The organism is Bacillus cereus group sp. BfR-BA-01524 (assembly GCF_022662595.1).
GTDB classification, from domain to species: domain Bacteria; phylum Bacillota; class Bacilli; order Bacillales; family Bacillaceae_G; genus Bacillus_A; species Bacillus_A thuringiensis_S.
In genome coordinates this window covers 1-20,104 of record NZ_JAKUDW010000060.1, presented here as the reverse complement: position 1 = coordinate 20,104, position 20,104 = coordinate 1, and the positions used below count along the sequence as shown (strand labels likewise).

The window sequence follows — 20,104 nt, the reverse complement described above, 5'->3', positions numbered from 1 at the left end:
CAACTTCTACCTATTAAAAGAACATGAACCCTTTTACATACAACATCATTTTTCTAAATTATACAGGGGGGAACGAACATGACCATTGAAAATCAATTTATTCAAAAAGTTTACTATAAAACATTTTTAACAGAAGAAACTTCTACTCCTGCATCGGAAGTACTCGGTGAAGCATATATAAATGAATCTAAAAATGAATTCTCCAACATTTCTAATATTCGATTTGCTCAAGGTGAATTTTATTATCAAAATAAAGATTTTGAAGCAGCTATATTTAAATGGGAAAAAGTTAATAATGCTCTTGCACTTTGGGCAACAAAAAATATTGCAGATGCTTATTTTGAACTAGGATTCTTACCAAAGGCAGAAGAAATTTATCAATCTATTCAAACAGAAGATACAACTCTTACGATGGAGGTTTCATTACAACTTCTTTCTCTTTATATCGAACAAGATCGTTTAGGACTTGCTTTTAAGACGATTAGTGAAGCTGTTGCATTCCAACCGGATTACCCAAATATTACTGCAATTGCACGTTCTTTCTATGAAAAACAAGAAGATTGGAACAATGCTATCGAACTAGCTGTTCAAGAAGGTATTCGAACACAATCTTTACACTGGTTTGATACGTTAATAAATTACATAAACAAAGGATTTACTAGAAATATTAAGCCTGAATATTTCTATGAGTCTTTAAAAGCTCTATATGCTGTTGATCAAGCTCAGTTTAAAGAACTTGTTATTGCTCTTTGGAATAGCTACCAACATGAATCCTTATACCTTCCTTGGATTCAAAGTATTAATCATTTATTCTTGCATATTGAAACAGACAATAATGACGATTGGAATGAAATTTCTACTCGCTATCAAGAAACATACTTTGCATTAATTACCGGAAATCATTTTATGCATGAATTAAACGGACTTGTACCAAATCTATTAACAAATTGGTTCAGTTTAACGAAAGCAAAAGATTCTCTAGTTGTCTCTGCAGCAGTGTTAGCATGGAATGAAGTCTCACCTACAACTTTAGAATCATTACTCGTAAAAAGTGCTGGATCCTTACTTTCTAATACATCAGCTGAAGCAGATGTAAATATGGAAACAGTTTCTCATTTATTCGAAACAATCGCTGTGTGGGCTGAGAAAAATGATGTAGATTTAAGTCATCAATTTACGCTACTCGTCCATGAACTATGTGATTTAAATGTCACACCACTACTAATAGCTGGAACTAGTGACTATGATAAAACGTCATTTGTCAATTCAATATTAGGAGAGAACATCTTAACTGAAACTTTAACAACTCCTATTCTATTTAAAGACGCTAGTCAAACTGAAATAACAGAATTTACCGAGTTAGATATACGTAATATCCCTAACCTTGATGAATTCCATCAAATAACGGCTACATCTGCTCAGTCAGAACTTGAGAAAAAATGTATAGAAATTAAGCTACCAAGTAGATTTTTAAGAAAAAATAAGTTTACATTTCTTATTACACCAGCCATTCAAGGACAATTGGATAAAAACAATGCATACTTTGAATACTTACAAACAGCAGATAGCCTTGTTTACGTATTAAATTCTTCTTCACCATTGCATAGTGAAGAAATTGATACGTTAATTTATTTACGTGAACAAGTACCAAACTTACAAATTCACTTCGTATTACATACAAATAATACGACTACTAATGAAAAACTAATTAGTAAGCTTAAAATACATTTTCCAGATGCACAATTCTTCCCATACTCTCCTTCGCAAGAGAGTAGCCAGCAACTTGGAGATGTAACAGAATCTATTCTCTCTAATCTTGCAAAACGCGACATAGAAAAAGAACGTATAGAAAAGCTAATATGGTTTACGCAAAAAACAATTGCTTATCTAATAAATGAACGTGTGGAATTAGAAAATACATTAGTAAAATCCGTACGCTGGAATAAACACATCTCAGTGAAACTTACTGGATTTATTAATAACCTTACTGCTCTTGAAAAAGATAAAATTCGCTCTATTACCGAATCCTATCTTTTAACGAAAGAAGAAATTACACGAGATATACATTCTCAAATTCCTGAATTATTACAGAGTTGCTCTGATCTTGTTCAAGAAGATAGTGATTTCAAACTAGTTCATGAAGAATTAAATGCTGCAATGAATGAACGAGTTCAAAAGCATGTACAACAGGTACTTCTTCCTAAATTTACTGGGTCTATTCAAGAATGGATTGAAACAGCACATAATGAATTTATTCAAGCTCAAGCTTATTTAGATGAAATGAGTGAAACATTTAATAAATTATATAAAGAAGAACGTATGAAACTTCCTTGCGATTTCAAATTATTAGATGATTGGAATCGAGATGTTGTACGAATGACAAATCGAATTACAGTAACGAACATCAATATTTTATTGCGCTTTACACCGACACAGTTTTTCTTAAAAAGTGCCGGGAAATTATTTGGTAATATGCAAAAAAACCAATCTATGCTCGCCAACAAATATAAACAATACATTGAAACAGAAGACTATACAGAAATTGCTCACACAATTTCAAAACAATTCTTCCTACAATTTGAAGTATTTGAAGGGGCATTAGAACGTGATATCATGATGTTCTTTAAAGATCCACTTAGCATATTGAAACAAAATGTGGATGCAGCTCAACTTGAGATACAGGAAGATGAACAAACATTAGCAACGCTAAGAAGCAATCCAGAAACATATCATGATCCTTTAGCGTTATTTAAACTACAATTGCTACAACATAAATTCGTTTTAAGTACTACAAAGAAACATGAAGATATCTTTGTATCTAACGAATCTCCTACTGTTTAACAAAAAAACCAAGCAAACTAAAATTTGCTTGGTTTTTTCACTTTATTATTTTCATATGTTCAAACGGATAATAAATGCCTGCTAACTTTCCTAACACATCTTCTCTATCAATAAAACCTAAACCATTTCTACTATCTTTACTTATTAAGCGATTATCTCCCATAACAAAAATCTTATTTTTAGGAACTGTAATCGGTCCAAAGTCCTCTGTTAAATTCAGAAGTTTTTTTTCTGCTTGTTTTTTATTACTATCCAAATACTCTTCATCTTTCACTTCAGAATTCACATATAATTGATCATTTCTCATCTCAATAATATCCCCTGGCAATCCAATCACTCTTTTGACATAAAAATTATCTGTTTTCACAACAATAATGTCTTCTCTCCCATAGCTTTCAAATTGTTTTGCTAACTTGTTAACAATCACCTTATCTCCATCTTGCAACGTTGGTCTCATGGATGCTCCTTTTACCGTCGTAGGAAAGAACACAAAAATTTTCGCCAAAAACACCAATAAACATGCAATTGCAATAGTTCCAAAGAATTCACGCCAACGTTTTTTCTTTTGCATCATTTCACCATCTCATCATCTTTTTACTTTTATTATAAATAATACGACTGATATTTTTCTACAAAATTCTGAATTATAAAATTATAATATTAGAAATTCCAAAATAGAAATACTGATTAAATTAAACAAGCAAAAAAGATACTCTCAAAATAGTCTATCCACTATTTTTGAGAGTATCTTTTTATAATCCCACATATACAATACACATTTGAGCGGCTACATATGTAAACCAAATCCAAAGTGGCTCATACTTCAATTTACGCCCTCCGATATCTGTCACGCCAATAATGAAATCAGAAATTACAAACAGTAAGCCACCAAACGCTGGTATCCACCATATTCCTGTATTTTCATAATATAAGGCGAATGCAAAGCAAGCCATTCCTCCAACCCACAATCCATAAATTAGAGCTCCTATCGTAAACAATTTATCCTGTTTATCATTTCGGATAAAGAAGAACCATCCTACAATTAGAAAGAGCCCATATACGAGTAAGCCAATCCAAAAACCATTCCATGAAATTCCTGTTTGCAAAAATGCTTTTACATAAAAACAATGAGCAAGGGCGAAAGTAACCATCCCACCAATTAATCGATGACCAATTGGAATCAGCCCAGCCATAAACAAATCTCCCACAGTCGATAAAGTCATACCAAGTGCAACCCACGTACTATACTCTACAGATGGATCTTGTAACCATATCCAAATTGCACTACCTGTTAAAGAAAAACTAAGAATAAGACGGATTGCTAAAGGTAACGGCATATTATCTTTCGTTCTTTTTGTCTGTCGCATTGCATAAATTGCACCAATAAAAAAAAGAAGTATTTGCCCAATTAACACCACATAAAGTAGATTCATAATATGTTCTCCTCAATAAATGCTTTTTGTATCTTTTTTCGTTACACTTAGTCTATTATCCTTTTTCTATAAAAAAAGAAGAACAGTACTGTTCTTCCATTGTAATCGCTTTTCTGCATTCTATGCTACTTGTTTTTCTTGCTCTATTTTTTGCTTAGCTGGCGTCCGATTTACCACAATAATTCCTGCGGCTACACATGCTAAACCGAGTAACACAAATGAATGAATTGCTTCACCTAAAATCATGCTTGATAATAGCACACCAAATACGGGTATAAAGAACATATACATAGATACTTTTCCAACCTTATTGTACTTCATAATTGTATTCCAAATGCAAAAACCAGCTGCAGATAAGAAAGATAAATAAATCAGCATAAGTAGTGCATCTAGACTAAATGTAAATGGCATTACTCCAACTTGCAAAGCCCCTATAAATAATAATCCTATAGAACCAAAAATCATTTGGTATGCTGTCATATAACCAACATCTAATGTTTTACTACCTTCTTTCGCTAATATGTTTCCATATGAATACAGCATTGCTGCACTAAGAAGTAATAAACTTCCGATTCCAAAATGAAATGATAAGCTACCATCACTCGGCACATTCACTAAAATGACACCACAAAAACCAATCAATACCCCAATTATTTTTCTCATATTGAGAGCATCATCTTTATATAAAAAATGGGCGAGTAAAATTTGAAAGAATGATGATGTCCCTGAAATGATAGCTCCTTCAATTCCTGAACTATAACTCATTCCAATATAAAAACAGATATATTGAAGAAACGTTTGGAATAAACCAATTTGTATTAACTGTTTCCCCGTTCCTTTTTTGAAACTCATATCTTTCCCTAACACTTTAAAAAAGAATACAAGCATTACCCCAGATAACAAGAAACGATAACCAGCAAATAATATTTGCTCTCCAACTTCTTGTGGTTGAATTCCAAGTTCAACATAACTTAATTTAATAAAAGGAAATGCGCTTCCCCATAAAAAAGTTGCTACTATTGCAGCAATAAATACGCCAATCGGATGGGTAAAAAATTTCTCTGTCTTCACTTGTTGTCTTCCTTTCCGACCTTTTTATGAACAATATTCATATATACCAGAGGAATTGCGAAAACACAAGTTTTCCGTTTATACTTAAAACAAAACCGTACCATCTCATAAAAACATATGATATACTATAGAATAATTACAACATAATAACTATTAAAAACAGATTCAACAGAAATGCTGCTATCCATTATGGATGGCAGCTTTCGTCGTTTTATAGGGGTTTCGATTTTGATTATTTTTCTCAATAAGAATTCGGAAGGAGCGAGTAGTAATGAACTCAGAAGTAAAAACGTTACACGCAAAAGAAACAATTTCTCATCCCTCTCTATGGGACACGTTAAAAAAACATTATGAACTTGTATTTGCAGTAGCATCTGGTATTTTTATTTTAGTTGGTTGGTTATTCACAAAGAACGATGCAATGAATGTAGGTATTACTTGCTATATCCTTGCTTATATAGTTGGTGGATATGCAAAAGCAAAAGAAGGAATTGAAGATACAATTGAAGAAAAAGAGCTAAATGTTGAAATGCTAATGCTCTTTGCAGCTATTGGTGCTGCAATTATTGGCTACTGGGCAGAAGGGGCTATTTTAATCTTCATCTTTGCACTCAGCGGTGCTATGGAATCTTATACGTTAAGTAAGAGCCAAAAAGAAATTTCTGCTCTTCTTGACTTACAACCTGAAGAAGCATTACGTATTTCCACCGGAACTGAGGAACGTGTTCCTGTTGGAGAGTTACAAATTAACGACATTATTTTAATTAAACCAGGTGAACGTGTTCCTGCTGACGGTACGATTCATAACGGTGAAACAAATATCGATGAGGCAGCAATCACAGGAGAACCTATTCCAAATGAGAAAAGACATGGCGATGAAGTATTTGCAGGTACTGTAAATTTACGTGGTGCTATCGAAGTTAAAATTACGAAGCCGAGCGATCAAACCTTATTCCAAAAGATTATCCGTCTCGTCCAAAGTGCACAAAGTGAAAAATCACCATCACAACTATTCATCGAAAAGTTTGAAGGAACATACGTAAAAGGTGTACTACTCGTTGTTGCGCTTATGATGTTCGTTCCTCATTTCTTACTTGACTGGAGCTGGAATGAAACGTTTTATCGCGCTATGATCTTACTTGTAGTCGCATCTCCTTGTGCACTCGTTGCTGCCATTACACCAGCAACGTTATCTGCAATTTCTAACGGAGCGAGAAATGGAATTCTCTTTAAAGGTGGCATTCATTTAGAACGCCTCGCTTCAGTAAAAGCAATCGCCTTTGATAAAACAGGAACATTAACAGAAGGAAAACCTACCGTAACAGATGTATATGTTCGAGAAAATATGACAGAAAAAGAAGTGCTTTCCATTACAGCATCAATTGAAAGTCACTCTACACATCCTTTAGCTGAATCCATTGTTAAATATGCACAACATGCGTACGACATTACATTAATAAAACCAGAAAAGGTTGAAGATGTAACTGGTTTTGGGCTAAAAGGAGTATTCGAAAACAACGCTTATAAAATAGGTAAAGCTGATTTTATCGGTGAAGAAACAAAGACATTTCATAATGGTATTTCTGCCTCACTTGAAAAGGAAGGTAAAACTGTCGTTTATATTAGTGATGAAGGAGGCATTCTTGGACTTATCGCTTTAAAAGATACGCTTCGCCAAGAAACAATAGCTGCCATTCGCGATTTACAAAGCATTGGTGTCGAAGCAATTATGATTACTGGAGATAATGAAGAAACGGCAAAAGCAATTGCCTCTGAAAGTAATATAAAGGAATATTACGCATCATGTTTACCAGAAACAAAAGTTGAAACGATTAAAAAGTTAAAAGAAAAATACGGTACAGTAGCAATGGTCGGAGACGGTATAAATGATGCACCTGCACTCGCTACTGCTAGCATTGGTGTCGCAATGGGAGAAGGAACAGATGTAGCTTTAGAAACGGCGGATGTTGTACTGATGAAGAACGAACTATCTCGTCTTTCTCAAGCGATCCGTCTATCAAAACGAATGAACCGTATTGTGAAGCAAAACGTAATCTTTTCGCTAGCTGTTATTGCGATGCTAATTTGTTCAAACTTCTTGCAATTTTTAGCTCTTCCATTCGGTGTTATTGGCCACGAAGGAAGTACGATTCTTGTCATTTTAAATGGCTTACGATTATTAAAAGGAAGCAAATAAAACGGGTCCCTCATAGAGGACCCGTTTTTTTTAATGATAGCTATTATGACCGTTCGCACTGCTACTCGTTTTATGCTTTGGATGCGAACTGCTCTTTTGTTTATTATTACTTTTATTATTATGGTTCTTTTTATTATTACTCATGAAATATCCCCCCTGTTCCTTTTTATTATGGAACAAGAGCTCATTATTCATTACGGGAATTATTGTCACCGGTTCTATAATGGTGGAGTAAACCATTAATTTCACCGCCAAGTAAAATTACCCATCCAGTTAAATAAAACCATAACATTAAAATAATGATACCACCGAGACCACCATATGTATTGGCGTAATTCGCAAACTTATCTACATAATAAGCAAATGAGTAAGATACCACAATCCATCCTACAGTAGCAAATAACGCCCCTGAAATAACTTCTCTTCTTTTTAACTTTCGATCTGGTGCAAATGTATATAAGAAACTAAACAAAGCAAATAGTACGAAGAAACTCGCTACTAATCGTGTAATGCTCCATACGAAAGAAAAACTATCTGATAAACCGAGTGCTTTAAACACTGCTGCTCCAATAACTTGTCCGAATACCGGAACAATTAACGCAAAGACAATCATAAAAATAATAGCTAATGTAAACACAATTGATAACGCTCTTGTTGTAATAAAAGAACGTGTTTCCTTCACGTCATAAGCGCGGTTAAAAGCATTCATAACCGCATTAACACCATTTGAGGCAAACCATAACATGGATAATAGACCAAATGATAATAAACCACCATTTTGCTGGTTTACAACTTTATCTACATTTACCTCAATTAAGTTCATTGCATCATCTGGTACATAAACCTCTAATAAACTAAGCACATCCTCTGTTTGAATGGGAATAAATCCAAGAAGCGTAATTAAGAAAACGAGCCCAGGAAAAATTGCAAGCAAGAAGAAATAAGCGAGCTGTGCTGCCAAGCCCGCTACATCATCGCGCATCGTCCGGTCATATAAATCTTTACCAAACGAATAAGTACGATTTCTTCTCACCTTTTCTAAAATTTTTTTCATATATGTTTAAACGCTTTTCTTCTCTTCTTTATCTTGCTTTAACTCAATGTACGCTTCAGTTTTTTTTTCCACTGCATTTGAGTCTTTCATAAATAATTCACGCGCTTCTTTCATACCACCATCTTCAGCAACTACTGGCTCTTCTTCTGCTTTCAGCTCATCTACCTTTGGAGATACAGCTTGAATTTCAATCGTTTCTGGCTTTTCTTCTGGCTCAACTTTTTTCTTACTAAAAATTTCTTTCGTTTCTTTTAACGTCTCTACAACAGATGGCGTTAATTTTTTAATTTCTGCTACTTTCGCTTTTACCACATTGAAATCAGCAAGTTCGCGTCCTTTATCTGTAACAGTTTGCACTTTTTCTTTGATCTTTGCATTTTCACCAATTTCAATCATCTTTGTTTTTGCTTTTTCTGCTGTATTTTTTACTTTTTCACGGTTTTCTTTCTTTAACATGGATACCGCTACACCTGCAGCTACACCAATCGCAATGTTTCGAGCAATATTATTTTTCTTTGCCATATTCCTTCACCCTTTCATTTCTTATGTTAGAAAGTATTTCTTTCTAAGCTTCCTCATATTCCTTGTTCATTTCGAATGAAAGCTAATAGCTTTGCACACCCTTCTGTTACAAGGTCATATACTTCTTGGAAATTCCCTGTATAGTAAGGGTCAGGAACGTCTGTCCAGCCACCGTCTGGAACAAAGTCGGACAGCCTACCAATATAGCCTCCAGTTTTACCTAAACTTTTTAAATCTGCTATATTCTTGTTGTCCATGGCAATAATATAATCAAACTTTGTTAAGTCTTCTTTTTCTACTTGCCTTGCTTTAATTCCTTCAAAAGTGACTGCATTTTCTTTTAAAATTTTTTGTGTTCCTTTATGTGGCGGATGACCAACATGCCAATCTCCTGTTCCTGCAGAATCAATGACAATTTTCTCTTCAAGTCCCTCTTTTACGACAAGATTTCGAAAAATTGCTTCTGCCATCGGAGAACGGCAAATGTTCCCAAGACAAACAAACAATACTTGAACCATGTCTTTGTTTCTTCCCTTCTTGGTGCATTTCTTCATATATACTTATAGTATAAACAACCAATTATGAAATATAAAGGAAATCCCTACTAATTTAATAGGATTGAAAAGATTCATTAACGAAAATGATAAAAAATGTTAAGATAGCCTTATGTTATTTTAAAGGGGGACACTTCGGTGGATTTATCCGTAAAGTCAGAAGAAAACGTTGAATACATGGTCGAAGCTATTAAAGAAAAATTACGTATGGTTAATGCTGGAGCGATGAGAGCTGCTAGTTTTAACGAAGAAATGTACGAAGATTTACGTGACATTTATGATCATGTTATGAAACGTGAAACATTCAGCATTAGTGAAATGCAAGCTATTACAGAAGAATTAGGTACATTAATTAAAAAGTAAAAAAGCCTCACTTATATGAGGCTCTTTTTTATTTCCAACAAATTCATGACAACTCTTCTCTTTCCCTCAACCAACTGTAAAATATTGTACAATAGAAGTAGAACCTCACCTTAGATTTTTTCTCCATACATACTACTCACAAATAATAGCAACACTACCATTGCTAACTGTTTTTACTGGAGGTGCTTACTTATGAGCAATTGGTACAGTAAGACGAAAGATCAAACATTAATTGACCTAGAAACAAACGAACAACACGGTTTAACAGATGAGATTGTAAGTGAACGTTTAAAGCAATACGGTTCTAATGAATTAGCTACAAAACAAAAACGCACTTTATGGCAGCGTATTTTCGCCCAAATTAATGACGTCCTCGTATATGTCCTTATTATAGCTGCCCTTATTTCTGCCTTTGTAGGTGAATGGGCGGATGCCAGTATTATCGCGCTCGTTGTAGTTTTAAATGCTGTTATCGGTGTTGTTCAAGAATCGAAAGCAGAACAAGCTTTAGAGGCATTGAAAAAAATGGCAACACCAAAAGCTATCGTCAAGAGAAATGGTGAACTAAAAGAAATTCCATCTGAGCACGTCGTTCCAGGGGATATTGTTATGCTCGACGCCGGACGATATATCCCATGCGATTTACGCCTTATCGAAACCGCAAATTTAAAAGTTGAAGAATCTGCTCTAACTGGTGAATCTGTCCCTGTTGATAAAGATACAATCTACCACGCTTCTATGCAAAGTGATGAGCAAGTACCACTTGGCGATCAAAAAAACATGGCCTTTATGTCTACTCTTGTGACATATGGAAGAGGCGTCGGTGTTGCTGTTGAAACTGGAATGAACTCACAAATTGGTAAGATTGCTACCCTTTTACATGAAGCAGACGATGATATGACACCACTTCAAAAAAGCTTAGCACAAGTCGGAAAATATTTAGGCTTTGTCGCTGTAGCTATTTGTATCGTTATGTTCCTCATCGGATTTTTACAAGGCCGGGATACGTTAGAAATGTTTATGACTGCTATTAGTTTAGCTGTTGCAGCTATTCCAGAAGGCTTGCCAGCTATCGTTTCCATCGTTCTTGCAATTGGTGTACAACGTATGATTAAACAAAACGTTATCATTCGAAAACTACCAGCTGTTGAAGCTCTCGGTTCTGTCACAATTATTTGTTCAGATAAAACAGGTACGTTAACGCAAAATAAAATGACCGTTACTCACTTTTATAGTGATAACACATACGATCACTTAGAAAATTTAAATGTAAATAATGATGCACAACGTCTATTGTTAGAAAATATGGTGCTATGTAATGATGCGTCTTACAATAACGAATCACAAACCGGAGACCCGACTGAAATTGCTCTTCTCGTGGCCGGAAGCACTTTTAATATGCAAAAAGATCATTTAGAAACGATACATGAACGTGTTAACGAGCTGCCTTTCGACTCAGATCGTAAAATGATGTCAACCGTGCATACATACGATGAAAACTACTATAGCATGACGAAAGGCGCTATTGATAAGCTCTTACCTCGATGTACCCACATATTTAAAAACGGTAAAATCGAGGGTCTAACAGAGGTTGATAAAAATCAAATATTAGAAGCTGCCAGGGCAATGTCTCAAGAAGCTTTAAGAGTACTTTCATTCGCCTTTAAACAATTCAATTCAAACGATGTGGATATAAATCATCTTGAAGAAAATCTCATCTTTATCGGTCTTGTCGGTATGATTGATCCGCCAAGAACTGAAGTGAAAGATTCAATTACAGAATGTAAAAAAGCCGGCATTCGCACAGTTATGATTACTGGTGACCATAAAGATACCGCCTTTGCAATTGCTAAAGAACTCGGCATTGCTGAAGAAATATCTGAAATTATGATTGGAACTGAATTAGATAACATTGCTGATACAGAACTAGCTAGCAAAATTAATCATTTAAATGTATTCGCTAGAGTCTCTCCAGAGCATAAAGTGAAAATTGTAAAGGCATTACGCGCGAAAGGAAATATCGTTTCTATGACTGGTGATGGCGTCAATGATGCACCATCTTTAAAGCAAGCCGATGTCGGCGTAGCGATGGGCATTACAGGAACAGACGTTGCAAAAGGGGCAGCAGATGTTGTGTTAACAGATGATAATTTCTCATCTATCGTGAAAGCTGTTGAGGAAGGTAGAAATATTTATCGTAACATAAAAAAATCAATTCTCTTCCTACTCTCTTGTAACTTCGGAGAAATTATCGCTTTATTTTTAGCCATTTTACTCGGCTGGGCAACACCACTACGACCTATTCATATTTTGTGGGTGAATTTAATTACAGATACACTGCCTGCATTATCACTTGGGGTTGATCCTGAAGATCCAGATGTGATGAAGGAAAAACCACGACATGCGAAAGAAAGCTTATTTAGTGGTAGCGTTCCTTTTCTTGTTTTCAATGGACTTGTCATTGGACTTTTAACGCTAATAGCTTTTATCGCCGGAGCAAAATTCTATACTGGAGATACAAATTTATTCCCTCTTTTCCCTGAACGAATTGATGACGATGCTCTATTACATGCCCAAACGATGGCATTTGTCGTTCTTAGTTTTTCTCAGCTCGTTCATTCATTTAACTTGCGTTCAAGAACGAAATCGATTTTTTCAATTGGGATCTTTACAAATAAATATTTAGTCTTCTCCCTTCTTATCGGTGTTCTTATGCAAGTTTGTATCATCTCCATCCCGCCCCTTGCAAATATATTCGGTGTACATGCATTAACAATGCGAGATTGGGGATTCGTTCTCTTATTAAGTATCATTCCACTTGTTGTGAATGAGATTATTAAATTAGTGAAGAGAAACTAAAAGGCAATGAGGACTATTCCTCATTGCCTTTTCATTTATCCTTGTAATTCTTTTTTGATATTCTCTGTTAATGTAGCCATACGCTTGCGGCTTTCTTCACGCTCACGTTTATTTTGTTCTTCAATTTGTTGTGTTTCTTGCATACCTCTTGAAATAATGTTCCAAGTTTCCTCAAGTGTTTCCATTTTAATACTAGAAGAACCTGATAATCTCGCTACTTCTACACTTTGCGTTGCGATATTTTGTGCATTTTTCTTAAGTAATTCATTTGTACGGCGATCAAGTTCAGCCATAGAATCTGCAACAAGCTTTTGACGTTTCGCATTTACTGCTTGAATGATACCATTTTTAAAGATAGGAATCGTCGTAATAAATGCTGTATTGATTTTACCAATTAATTTATTATTTCCACGTTGAATCATGCGAATTTGCGGCGCTGTAAGTAGCGCAACCATACGTGCTTTTTCTAAATCATCAATACGTTGCTCTAAAATTTCAACCGAGTTTTTAAGCGACTCTAATTCAATACCTGCTAATTGATCATTATTACGCACGCGTTCTTCATACATCGGAACTAATTCTGTATTTAAACGCTCTAATAACATTTCTCCTGCTACTACGTACTTCTCTAAGTCTAAATAATATTTTAAGTTTTGCTCATATAAGCCATCTAACGTACCAATTGATTTTTTCATCTCATCTTGGTACTTCGTAATTTCCACATAAACTTTATCAATTTCGCGGCCCATCGTTTGATATTTACTAAAGATTTGTTCTATCATTTTATCCGCTTTTTTGAACATGCGCGAGAAGAAACCACTTTTCTCTTCCGCAAAGTCTTTACTATCAAATCTGTCCATAATTTTACCAAGTTGCTTTAACAATTCACCAGAATCTTCTATCTTTGACAGAGACATTGTATGTAAAATTTGATCAGCGAAACGTGAAATTTCCATAGAAGGTTCTTTTCCAAGTTCAATTAATTCCAGTTGATCTTTAATATCTACTGCGTTATAAATACGTTGCACATCTGCATCTTGTCTAAGTTGCAAGCGAACATCTTGTGCGGTTTGCTCATTCAATTCAGTTTTCGAATCTAGTACGACTGGGTTATTCATATGGTATTCTCCCTTTCCTTATAAAAATGGACGAAATAGTCCTTTTATTGTTTGTGATAAATTTTTATAGGCTGATGAACCATGAAACTCAAGATCGAAATTAACTTCTTCAAGCCAATGGGAATCAAATGCTCCTGCTTCAACATACGGTTCAATATCGTTTCTGCCCGTAGGATTGAAATGGAATACATCTACTCCAATTTGATTCAAAAATAGTAATAAAACAGCGTCAGAACGAGTTAATTCTCCGCTCTTCTCATTATTAAATATAACAATTTTCGGTACATCTTGTGAATAATCAAATTTCTCAAGCTGTTCTAAAATATTGGGTGGTATTTGAGAAAGTTGTGCAAAAACATACAGCGCTACCTCTTGTTTCGTTTCTTTCGCAATTGGTTTGCACATTTCACTTTCGCACGTATGGATAATCGCCTCTGCAATCCCATGTTGTAAACCTTCCGGTAAACGCTTATGCGGCCACCAATGGCTATTCATAATTAGATCAGGATGTAATTTCCCAGCTCGGTCCAATGCATCTCGATAATGATATTGGAAATTTGCTTTCTGCTCTTTCGTAAACGGGAATGTATTAATTAATAAACTATTATCAAATGATGTAACAGCCTTTAATCGTTGAAAATATTCTTTATCATTCTTTGAAACGCCTGATATTTTCGCAAATAAAGAAGGAATATAAATATGTTTATTTTCAACAAAGAATGTTGGACGTACAAATGCCTTTTCTTTCGTAATTAAAAAGAGTTCATCATATGTCGTTTTTAACGTACGTGCTACAGGTGTATACGAACGGAATTGCCACGGTTTATATAATAGTGAATTATCGTGGTGAAGTACTTGTTCAATTTCTTTCGAAGCTTGATACGCTACTGTTGCAACACGCTCGCGGCGGCGATCAGGGAATGGTTCAAGAGAAATGCGACCCGGATGAGACACAATAAAAGTTCTTCCCTCTTCATCAATATTTTCAAATCCATCTTTTCCTTCGGGGTGATAATAAAGCACATCACAACCGAGCATAATAAGAAAATATAAGAAATATATACGGCTTTCCTGTGCATCACCATACCAAACGATACGCGGCATCTGTTTCTTATAATTAATCGTAGAAAACCACTTCGCTACGTAATTTTCGCTTAGTTTAATTATGTCGATTAAGAAACGACGGAAGCCTTCTGTCTTTAACGACTGATTATGTTGTTTCTCATATAATTTCAATACTGAAATAAACGTCGTATGTATGTAATGCTGTAAATCAGGATTGTCTACTTTCGGTAAAAGTTGTTTCCCAGATAAGTGTGCAACTAACCTATTTACTGTCAGACCATTTGGTGCTTCTTGATGTAATACGAACACTTCTTGAATATGACGAAGCTTTTCTGAATCAATCACTTTGTTTAAATTTTGTTCGTGTAAAACTTCGATTCCTTTCGCTTCACTATAATCAAACAGTTCATTAAAATATTCATCTACATCATTAGGAACGCCAAGGGTTCGACATGCTATACAACTAAATTTCATCTCATTCTCTGTCAGCTCATATTGTGGGCGTTTTTCTAAAAGCGCTTCAAATTGCTTTAAATCTGATTCATCTTTTAATGCATATGGTTGAAGTGTAAAACGTGAAAACACAACAGTTCACCTCCAAAAACATTTACGTTTTTTCTAAGTCCTTCTTCTATTATAAACTATTTTTGGTTATAAAAAATGGGCGCTCGCAAAACGAGCAAACCCATTTCAATTATTTATTGTCTTCTTTAGTAACTGCAACTTCTTCTTTAGCTTGTCCAGAATTCTTCATGTAGTGAAGTATAAATGTTGCTCCAAATGCTACAACTAAAATAATGAAGAACACTGTATGGCTTATTTCAATATGAATAACAGACAATAACATTTTTGCTGCAATAATTAAAATTAAAATATATGCTGTCGTTTCAAGTTCTGGAATACGCTCTAACAATTTTAAGAATACACCAGCGATACCACGCATCATTAAAATACCTAGCATTCCGCCTAATAGTAAAATCCAAACTTCATTAGATACACCAAATGCAGCAAGTACGCTATCTACAGAGAATGCGATATCCATTAATTCAACCATCGCAACTGTTCCCCAGAAGACACCGAACATTCTGAAGAGAATACTATTTTGGTTCATACCATGAGATTCCTCTTCTTCTGCATTACCTTTTCTTTTATCAATGAAGTATTTAACTGAAAGCCACGCTAAGTAAAGTGCACCTAACACTTTTACCCATGCTAATTTAATTAAGAACATCCCGATTCCAATCGCAATAAAGCGGAACACATAAGCTCCAATAAGTCCATAGAATAATGCTTTTTTACGTTTTTCTTCCGGAAGGTGTTTTACCATTACCGCTAACACAAGTGCGTTATCAGCAGATAACAACCCTTCAAGTACAACAAGTGTACCTATTAATCCCCAAGATACTGGATCTTGCAACACTTTAATCCACATGTCCAAGTCGAAAAACTGAGCATACGTATCAAGGATTCCTTGCAAAATACTCATCTTACCTTTATCCCCTATTCTTTGCTAGATTTATAGAAAGGTCAAAAAAAGGAAACGAATATCGTTTCCTTTCTATGCATCCAAGCCATACGCTCTTACAAGCGCACCTAAACCACCTTGGAATCCACTTCCTACTGCATTAAACTTCCACTGTCCATTATGACGGTATAATTCACAAAAGACAACTGCTGTTTCGATGGAGAAATCTTCCCCTAAATCAAAACGAAGAACTTCTTCATTCGTCTCTTCATTTGCTAAACGAACAAATGCATTTCCTACTTGCCCAAAGTTTTGACTACGGCCTTCTGCATCATAAATCGTAACTGTAATAGCAATTTTATGAACGTCTGCTGGAACCTTCTTCAAATCTACAACAAGTTGCTCATCGTCGCCTTCGCCTTCGCCTGTACGGTTATCTCCTGTATGTAAAACAGATCCACAAGGAGACTGTAAATTATTATAGAAAATAAAATCAGTTTCCTTCGTACATTTTCCGTTTGCATCTAATAAAAAGGCAGATGCATCTAAATCGAAATCTGATCCACCGTCATAAGATTTAATATCCCATCCAAGACCAATTACTGCTTTTGTTAAACCAGGGCTTGTCTTGCCTAAATCGATTTTCTGTCCTTTTTGTAATTGAATAACCATCTATATTCACCTCTATATTTTTATCTTTAAAAATATATCCATCGGTAAACACGCATTTCACCGATGGATATATAAATCAAATCTATTACTCTACATCTAAACCAAAGTTATTACATAGAGACGCTAATCCACCTTGGAATCCACTTCCGATTGCATTGAATTTCCAGTCACCTGCATGACGGTATAATTCACCTACTACTACGGCTGTTTCAATAGAGAAATCTTCTCCTAAATCGTAACGAATTAATTCTGCATTCTTTTCTTCATCAAGAATACGTACGAAAGAATTAGAAACTTGTCCGAAGTTTTGGCTACGGCCTTCTCCATCATAAATTGTAATTGTAAAACAAATACGTTCGATGTGAGCAGGAACATTTTTCAAATCTACTTTAATCGCTTCGTCATCGCCTTCACCTTCGCCAGTGCGGTTATCTCCTAAATGCTCTACAGAACCATTCGCACCTTTTGGATTATTATAGAAGACGAAATCTTCAGCTCCTGAAACTTTACCATTCGCACCTACTAAGAAAATACTAACATCTAAGTCGAAATCGTTTTGTCCGTCATAACGATTCGTATCCCAACCAAGTCCTACAAGAACTTTCGAAAGACCTGGATTCGTTTTTGTTAAGTCTACCTTTTGTCCTTTTTTCAATGAAATTGATGCCATATACAATTCCTCCTCGGTTATTTTATTGATAACGTGATACAATCTCACTTAAGTTTTTATCTTGTGTTCCTTCTCCAACTGCTGAAAACTTCCATTCACTTCCGTGACGATACATTTCACCTGCAATTAGAGTCGTTTTGCCAGCATAATTATCCGATAAATTATAGCGTGCTAATTCTTCACCAGTTTGCGGGTTTTGAATACGAATATATGCATTACGAATCATCCCGAAATCTTGACGACGATTTACACAGTCATAAATATTTACAACGAATACTAAACGATTAATACGGCTTGGAACTTTATGTAATTCTACGAAAATTGTTTCGTCATCACCAGCGCCTTCGCCTGTTAAATTATCTCCTGAATGAATAATACTACCACAAGTAGAAAGTTTATTTCCGAAGTAAACTAAATCATTTTTGTTTAAAAAACGATCTCCTTCTAACATAACAACAGATGCATCACAATCTACATTTGGTTTACTTCCAAATAATGAAGACAGAAATCCACCTGATTGCCCAATTGGATCCCAGCCTAAGCCAACCTGTAGTTTTGCTACTTTTGGTTGTCCTTTCGTTAAATCGATCTTTTGACCTTTTTCTAAAATAATAGGCATGAAGTTTCTCCCTTTCTACAAAGCATTTTCCAAATCGGAAAATATTGTATTCTTCTCTTATATTGTAGCATTATTTACCTAGCGATAAAAAGGATAAATTCTCAGTTATATGAAAACATTCATATAATTTACTTATGATGATGTAAGAAGTGGTAAATAGCACCAATCATTCCTGCACAATTACCGTTTTGTGCAAGTTCAATCTCACAATTATTATAAATCTCTTGATTTAAGTATTTACTGACCTCTTCTTTTACTTCTTTTAAAAACTCATTTCCTCTATCAGTAATTCCTCCACCAATAATAATCGTTTCTGGATTGAAAATATAAGCAAGATTACTAATTCCGATTGCCAAATGTTTAAAGAAGATCCCAACTGCTTGAGCAACTTCCCGATCTCCTTTATCATACAACTCGAAAATTCTTTTCCCATTCCACTCGCCTTTGCCTTTATATTTTCTGACAAGACGAATTAATCCTGAAATCGAGGAAACCTCTTCAAACGGTTTTCCTTCTATTAACATATTCCCCCATTCACCAGCACTAAATGAATGGCCTCGGTACAATTCTCCATCTATAAAAATCGCTCCCCCAATCCCTGTTCCAAGGGTGAGCATAATAAAGTTCGCTTTCTCTCTTCCACTACCATTCCACTTTTCTCCAAACGCTGCACAATTCACATCATTGTCAATCGATACTGGAACTTTTAATATCTCTTGCAACCTATCAATAATAGGAATAGTACTATATCCCGGAATATGATCCGCACCTCCCGTCACAATTCCTTTATTAATATCAACAATTCCCGCAGTGCTAATACCAATTCCTGCAATAGTATGTTCATTCATTATTTTTTTGGATACATATATAAGTTTTTGAATAATTTGTTCTCCGCCTAAATGAATTTCTGTTGCAACTGTTTTACACTTTAATACTCTCCCTATTTCTGAAACAATGCCATACTTAATTTGCGTACCGCCAATATCAAACGCTATGTACTCTTTCATCTACTGCCACTTCCTCTACCGTTATGAATGTAAATTCTCCGCCTCTACTATTTGTAGGAAATCTACATTAACTCTTTTCTGCTTTGACAAATACACCACCTTTTTCTATATATAGTTTTTTTTGCATAAAACTCTTTTTCCTAAGAAATATTACAAAGGGATGTATTTTAGATGGAATATTAATTTCTTAGGAGGAAAACCATGACGAAAATCTTCATTTTAGCATCAACACTCTCTTTATCTTTTTTTAGCGGTTTAAATATCGGTAATGCTGCAACTGAAAACTTCCAACCATTAACAAACGCTATTGTACAAAATAGCGATCATTTTGCAGAAGGAAATTTAAAGGATAATAATAAACCTCCAGGAGATAACGGTTCTCAGGACGATAGTGGTTCTGGTGGCAGCGGCTCCGGCGGTAACGGTTCTGGTGGCAGTGGCTCTGACGACAGCGGTTCTGGCGGCAATGGCTCTGACGGCAGTGGTTCCAGCGGCAACGGCTCTGGTGGCAGTGGTTCCGGCGGTAATGGCTCTGGCGGCAATGGCTCTGGTGGCAGTGGTTCCGGCGGTAATGGCTCTGGCGGCAATGGCTCT

Annotated in this window: 17 protein-coding genes and 1 pseudogene; 5 read left to right on the top strand and 13 right to left on the bottom strand. The window is 35.2% G+C overall.

The window, feature by feature from the left end:
• Positions 1 to 78 precede the first annotated feature (78 nt).
• Positions 79 to 2,841, top strand: a complete 2,763-nt coding sequence (locus MR170_RS20265; RefSeq protein ID WP_242309041.1) for a tetratricopeptide repeat protein — start codon at positions 79 to 81, stop codon at positions 2,839 to 2,841.
• 37 nt (positions 2,842 to 2,878) lie between these two features.
• Here the strand turns inward: MR170_RS20265 and lepB are convergent, their stop codons facing one another.
• From lepB to MR170_RS20250, 3 genes are all read right to left on the bottom strand, one after another.
• Entirely contained in the window at positions 2,879 to 3,415 is a 537-nt protein-coding gene (gene lepB, locus MR170_RS20260; RefSeq protein WP_016083649.1) for a signal peptidase I, read from the bottom strand.
• A gap of 178 nt (positions 3,416 to 3,593) precedes the next feature.
• Positions 3,594 to 4,274 carry a lysoplasmalogenase gene (locus MR170_RS20255; protein ID WP_016083650.1) on the bottom strand — a complete coding sequence of 227 codons (681 nt, stop codon included), beginning with the start codon at positions 4,272 to 4,274 and terminating at the stop codon, positions 3,594 to 3,596.
• 120 nt (positions 4,275 to 4,394) lie between these two features.
• A complete protein-coding gene (locus MR170_RS20250; protein WP_043935345.1) occupies positions 4,395 to 5,345 on the bottom strand; it encodes a DMT family transporter in 951 nt (316 codons plus the stop codon).
• Positions 5,346 to 5,616: 271 nt separating this feature from the next.
• Here MR170_RS20250 and MR170_RS20245 point away from each other — a divergent pair, with 271 nt between their 5' ends.
• Positions 5,617 to 7,542 carry a heavy metal translocating P-type ATPase gene (locus MR170_RS20245; protein ID WP_098139474.1) on the top strand — a complete coding sequence of 642 codons (1,926 nt, stop codon included), beginning with the start codon at positions 5,617 to 5,619 and terminating at the stop codon, positions 7,540 to 7,542.
• Positions 7,543 to 7,729: 187 nt separating this feature from the next.
• Here the strand turns inward: MR170_RS20245 and MR170_RS20240 are convergent, their stop codons facing one another.
• Genes MR170_RS20240 through MR170_RS20230 form a run of 3 tightly spaced genes read right to left on the bottom strand, consistent with a single transcriptional unit; the run spans position 7,730 to position 9,636 of the window.
• A complete protein-coding gene (locus tag MR170_RS20240) occupies positions 7,730 to 8,596 on the bottom strand; it encodes a YihY/virulence factor BrkB family protein (RefSeq protein ID WP_016083653.1) in 867 nt (288 codons plus the stop codon).
• Between the two features lie 6 nt (positions 8,597 to 8,602).
• The gene (locus MR170_RS20235; RefSeq protein WP_001085388.1) at positions 8,603 to 9,118 is read right to left on the bottom strand and encodes a DUF4075 domain-containing protein; all 516 of its coding nucleotides are present in this window, start codon (positions 9,116 to 9,118) and stop codon (positions 8,603 to 8,605) included.
• Between the two features lie 53 nt (positions 9,119 to 9,171).
• Positions 9,172 to 9,636, bottom strand: coding sequence for a low molecular weight protein-tyrosine-phosphatase (locus MR170_RS20230; protein ID WP_000250916.1), 465 nt, complete (start codon positions 9,634 to 9,636; stop codon positions 9,172 to 9,174).
• Between the two features lie 174 nt (positions 9,637 to 9,810).
• Between MR170_RS20230 and MR170_RS20225 the strand changes: the two genes are divergently transcribed.
• Together MR170_RS20225 and MR170_RS20220 are read left to right on the top strand one after the other, a co-directional pair.
• The gene (locus MR170_RS20225; protein ID WP_000366196.1) at positions 9,811 to 10,035 is read left to right on the top strand and encodes a DUF1128 domain-containing protein; all 225 of its coding nucleotides are present in this window, start codon (positions 9,811 to 9,813) and stop codon (positions 10,033 to 10,035) included.
• Between the two features lie 192 nt (positions 10,036 to 10,227).
• A complete protein-coding gene (locus tag MR170_RS20220; RefSeq protein ID WP_242309040.1) occupies positions 10,228 to 12,894 on the top strand; it encodes a cation-translocating P-type ATPase in 2,667 nt (888 codons plus the stop codon).
• Between the two features lie 35 nt (positions 12,895 to 12,929).
• Here MR170_RS20220 and MR170_RS20215 read toward each other — a convergent pair whose 3' ends face one another.
• The 7 genes from MR170_RS20215 to MR170_RS20185 all read right to left on the bottom strand — a co-directional run bounded on the left by MR170_RS20215 (position 12,930) and on the right by MR170_RS20185 (position 19,510).
• Positions 12,930 to 14,012, bottom strand: coding sequence for a toxic anion resistance protein (locus MR170_RS20215; protein ID WP_001064413.1), 1,083 nt, complete (start codon positions 14,010 to 14,012; stop codon positions 12,930 to 12,932).
• 18 nt (positions 14,013 to 14,030) lie between these two features.
• Positions 14,031 to 15,662 carry a YceG family protein gene (locus tag MR170_RS20210; RefSeq protein ID WP_242309038.1) on the bottom strand — a complete coding sequence of 544 codons (1,632 nt, stop codon included), beginning with the start codon at positions 15,660 to 15,662 and terminating at the stop codon, positions 14,031 to 14,033.
• A gap of 109 nt (positions 15,663 to 15,771) precedes the next feature.
• Entirely contained in the window at positions 15,772 to 16,563 is a 792-nt protein-coding gene (locus MR170_RS20205) for a TerC family protein (RefSeq protein WP_016083656.1), read from the bottom strand.
• Between the two features lie 72 nt (positions 16,564 to 16,635).
• Positions 16,636 to 17,214, bottom strand: coding sequence for a TerD family protein (locus tag MR170_RS20200; RefSeq protein WP_000236649.1), 579 nt, complete (start codon positions 17,212 to 17,214; stop codon positions 16,636 to 16,638).
• An 85-nt stretch (positions 17,215 to 17,299) separates the two neighbouring features.
• On the bottom strand, positions 17,300 to 17,884 hold the full coding sequence (locus MR170_RS20195) for a TerD family protein (RefSeq protein ID WP_016083657.1): 585 nt from the start codon (positions 17,882 to 17,884) through the stop codon (positions 17,300 to 17,302).
• A 22-nt stretch (positions 17,885 to 17,906) separates the two neighbouring features.
• Positions 17,907 to 18,503: a TerD family protein gene (locus tag MR170_RS20190; protein WP_001121586.1), complete on the bottom strand. Its 597-nt coding sequence runs from the start codon at positions 18,501 to 18,503 to the stop codon at positions 17,907 to 17,909.
• Positions 18,504 to 18,631: 128 nt separating this feature from the next.
• Positions 18,632 to 19,510 (bottom strand): ROK family protein, encoded by an 879-nt coding sequence (locus MR170_RS20185; RefSeq protein WP_242309037.1) that lies wholly within the window; start codon positions 19,508 to 19,510, stop codon positions 18,632 to 18,634.
• Positions 19,511 to 19,711: 201 nt separating this feature from the next.
• On the opposite strand from MR170_RS20185, the pseudogene MR170_RS20180 reads away from it, so the two are divergent.
• Positions 19,712 to 20,104 (top strand): annotated as a pseudogene (locus tag MR170_RS20180) (LPXTG cell wall anchor domain-containing protein); the annotation flags it as partial.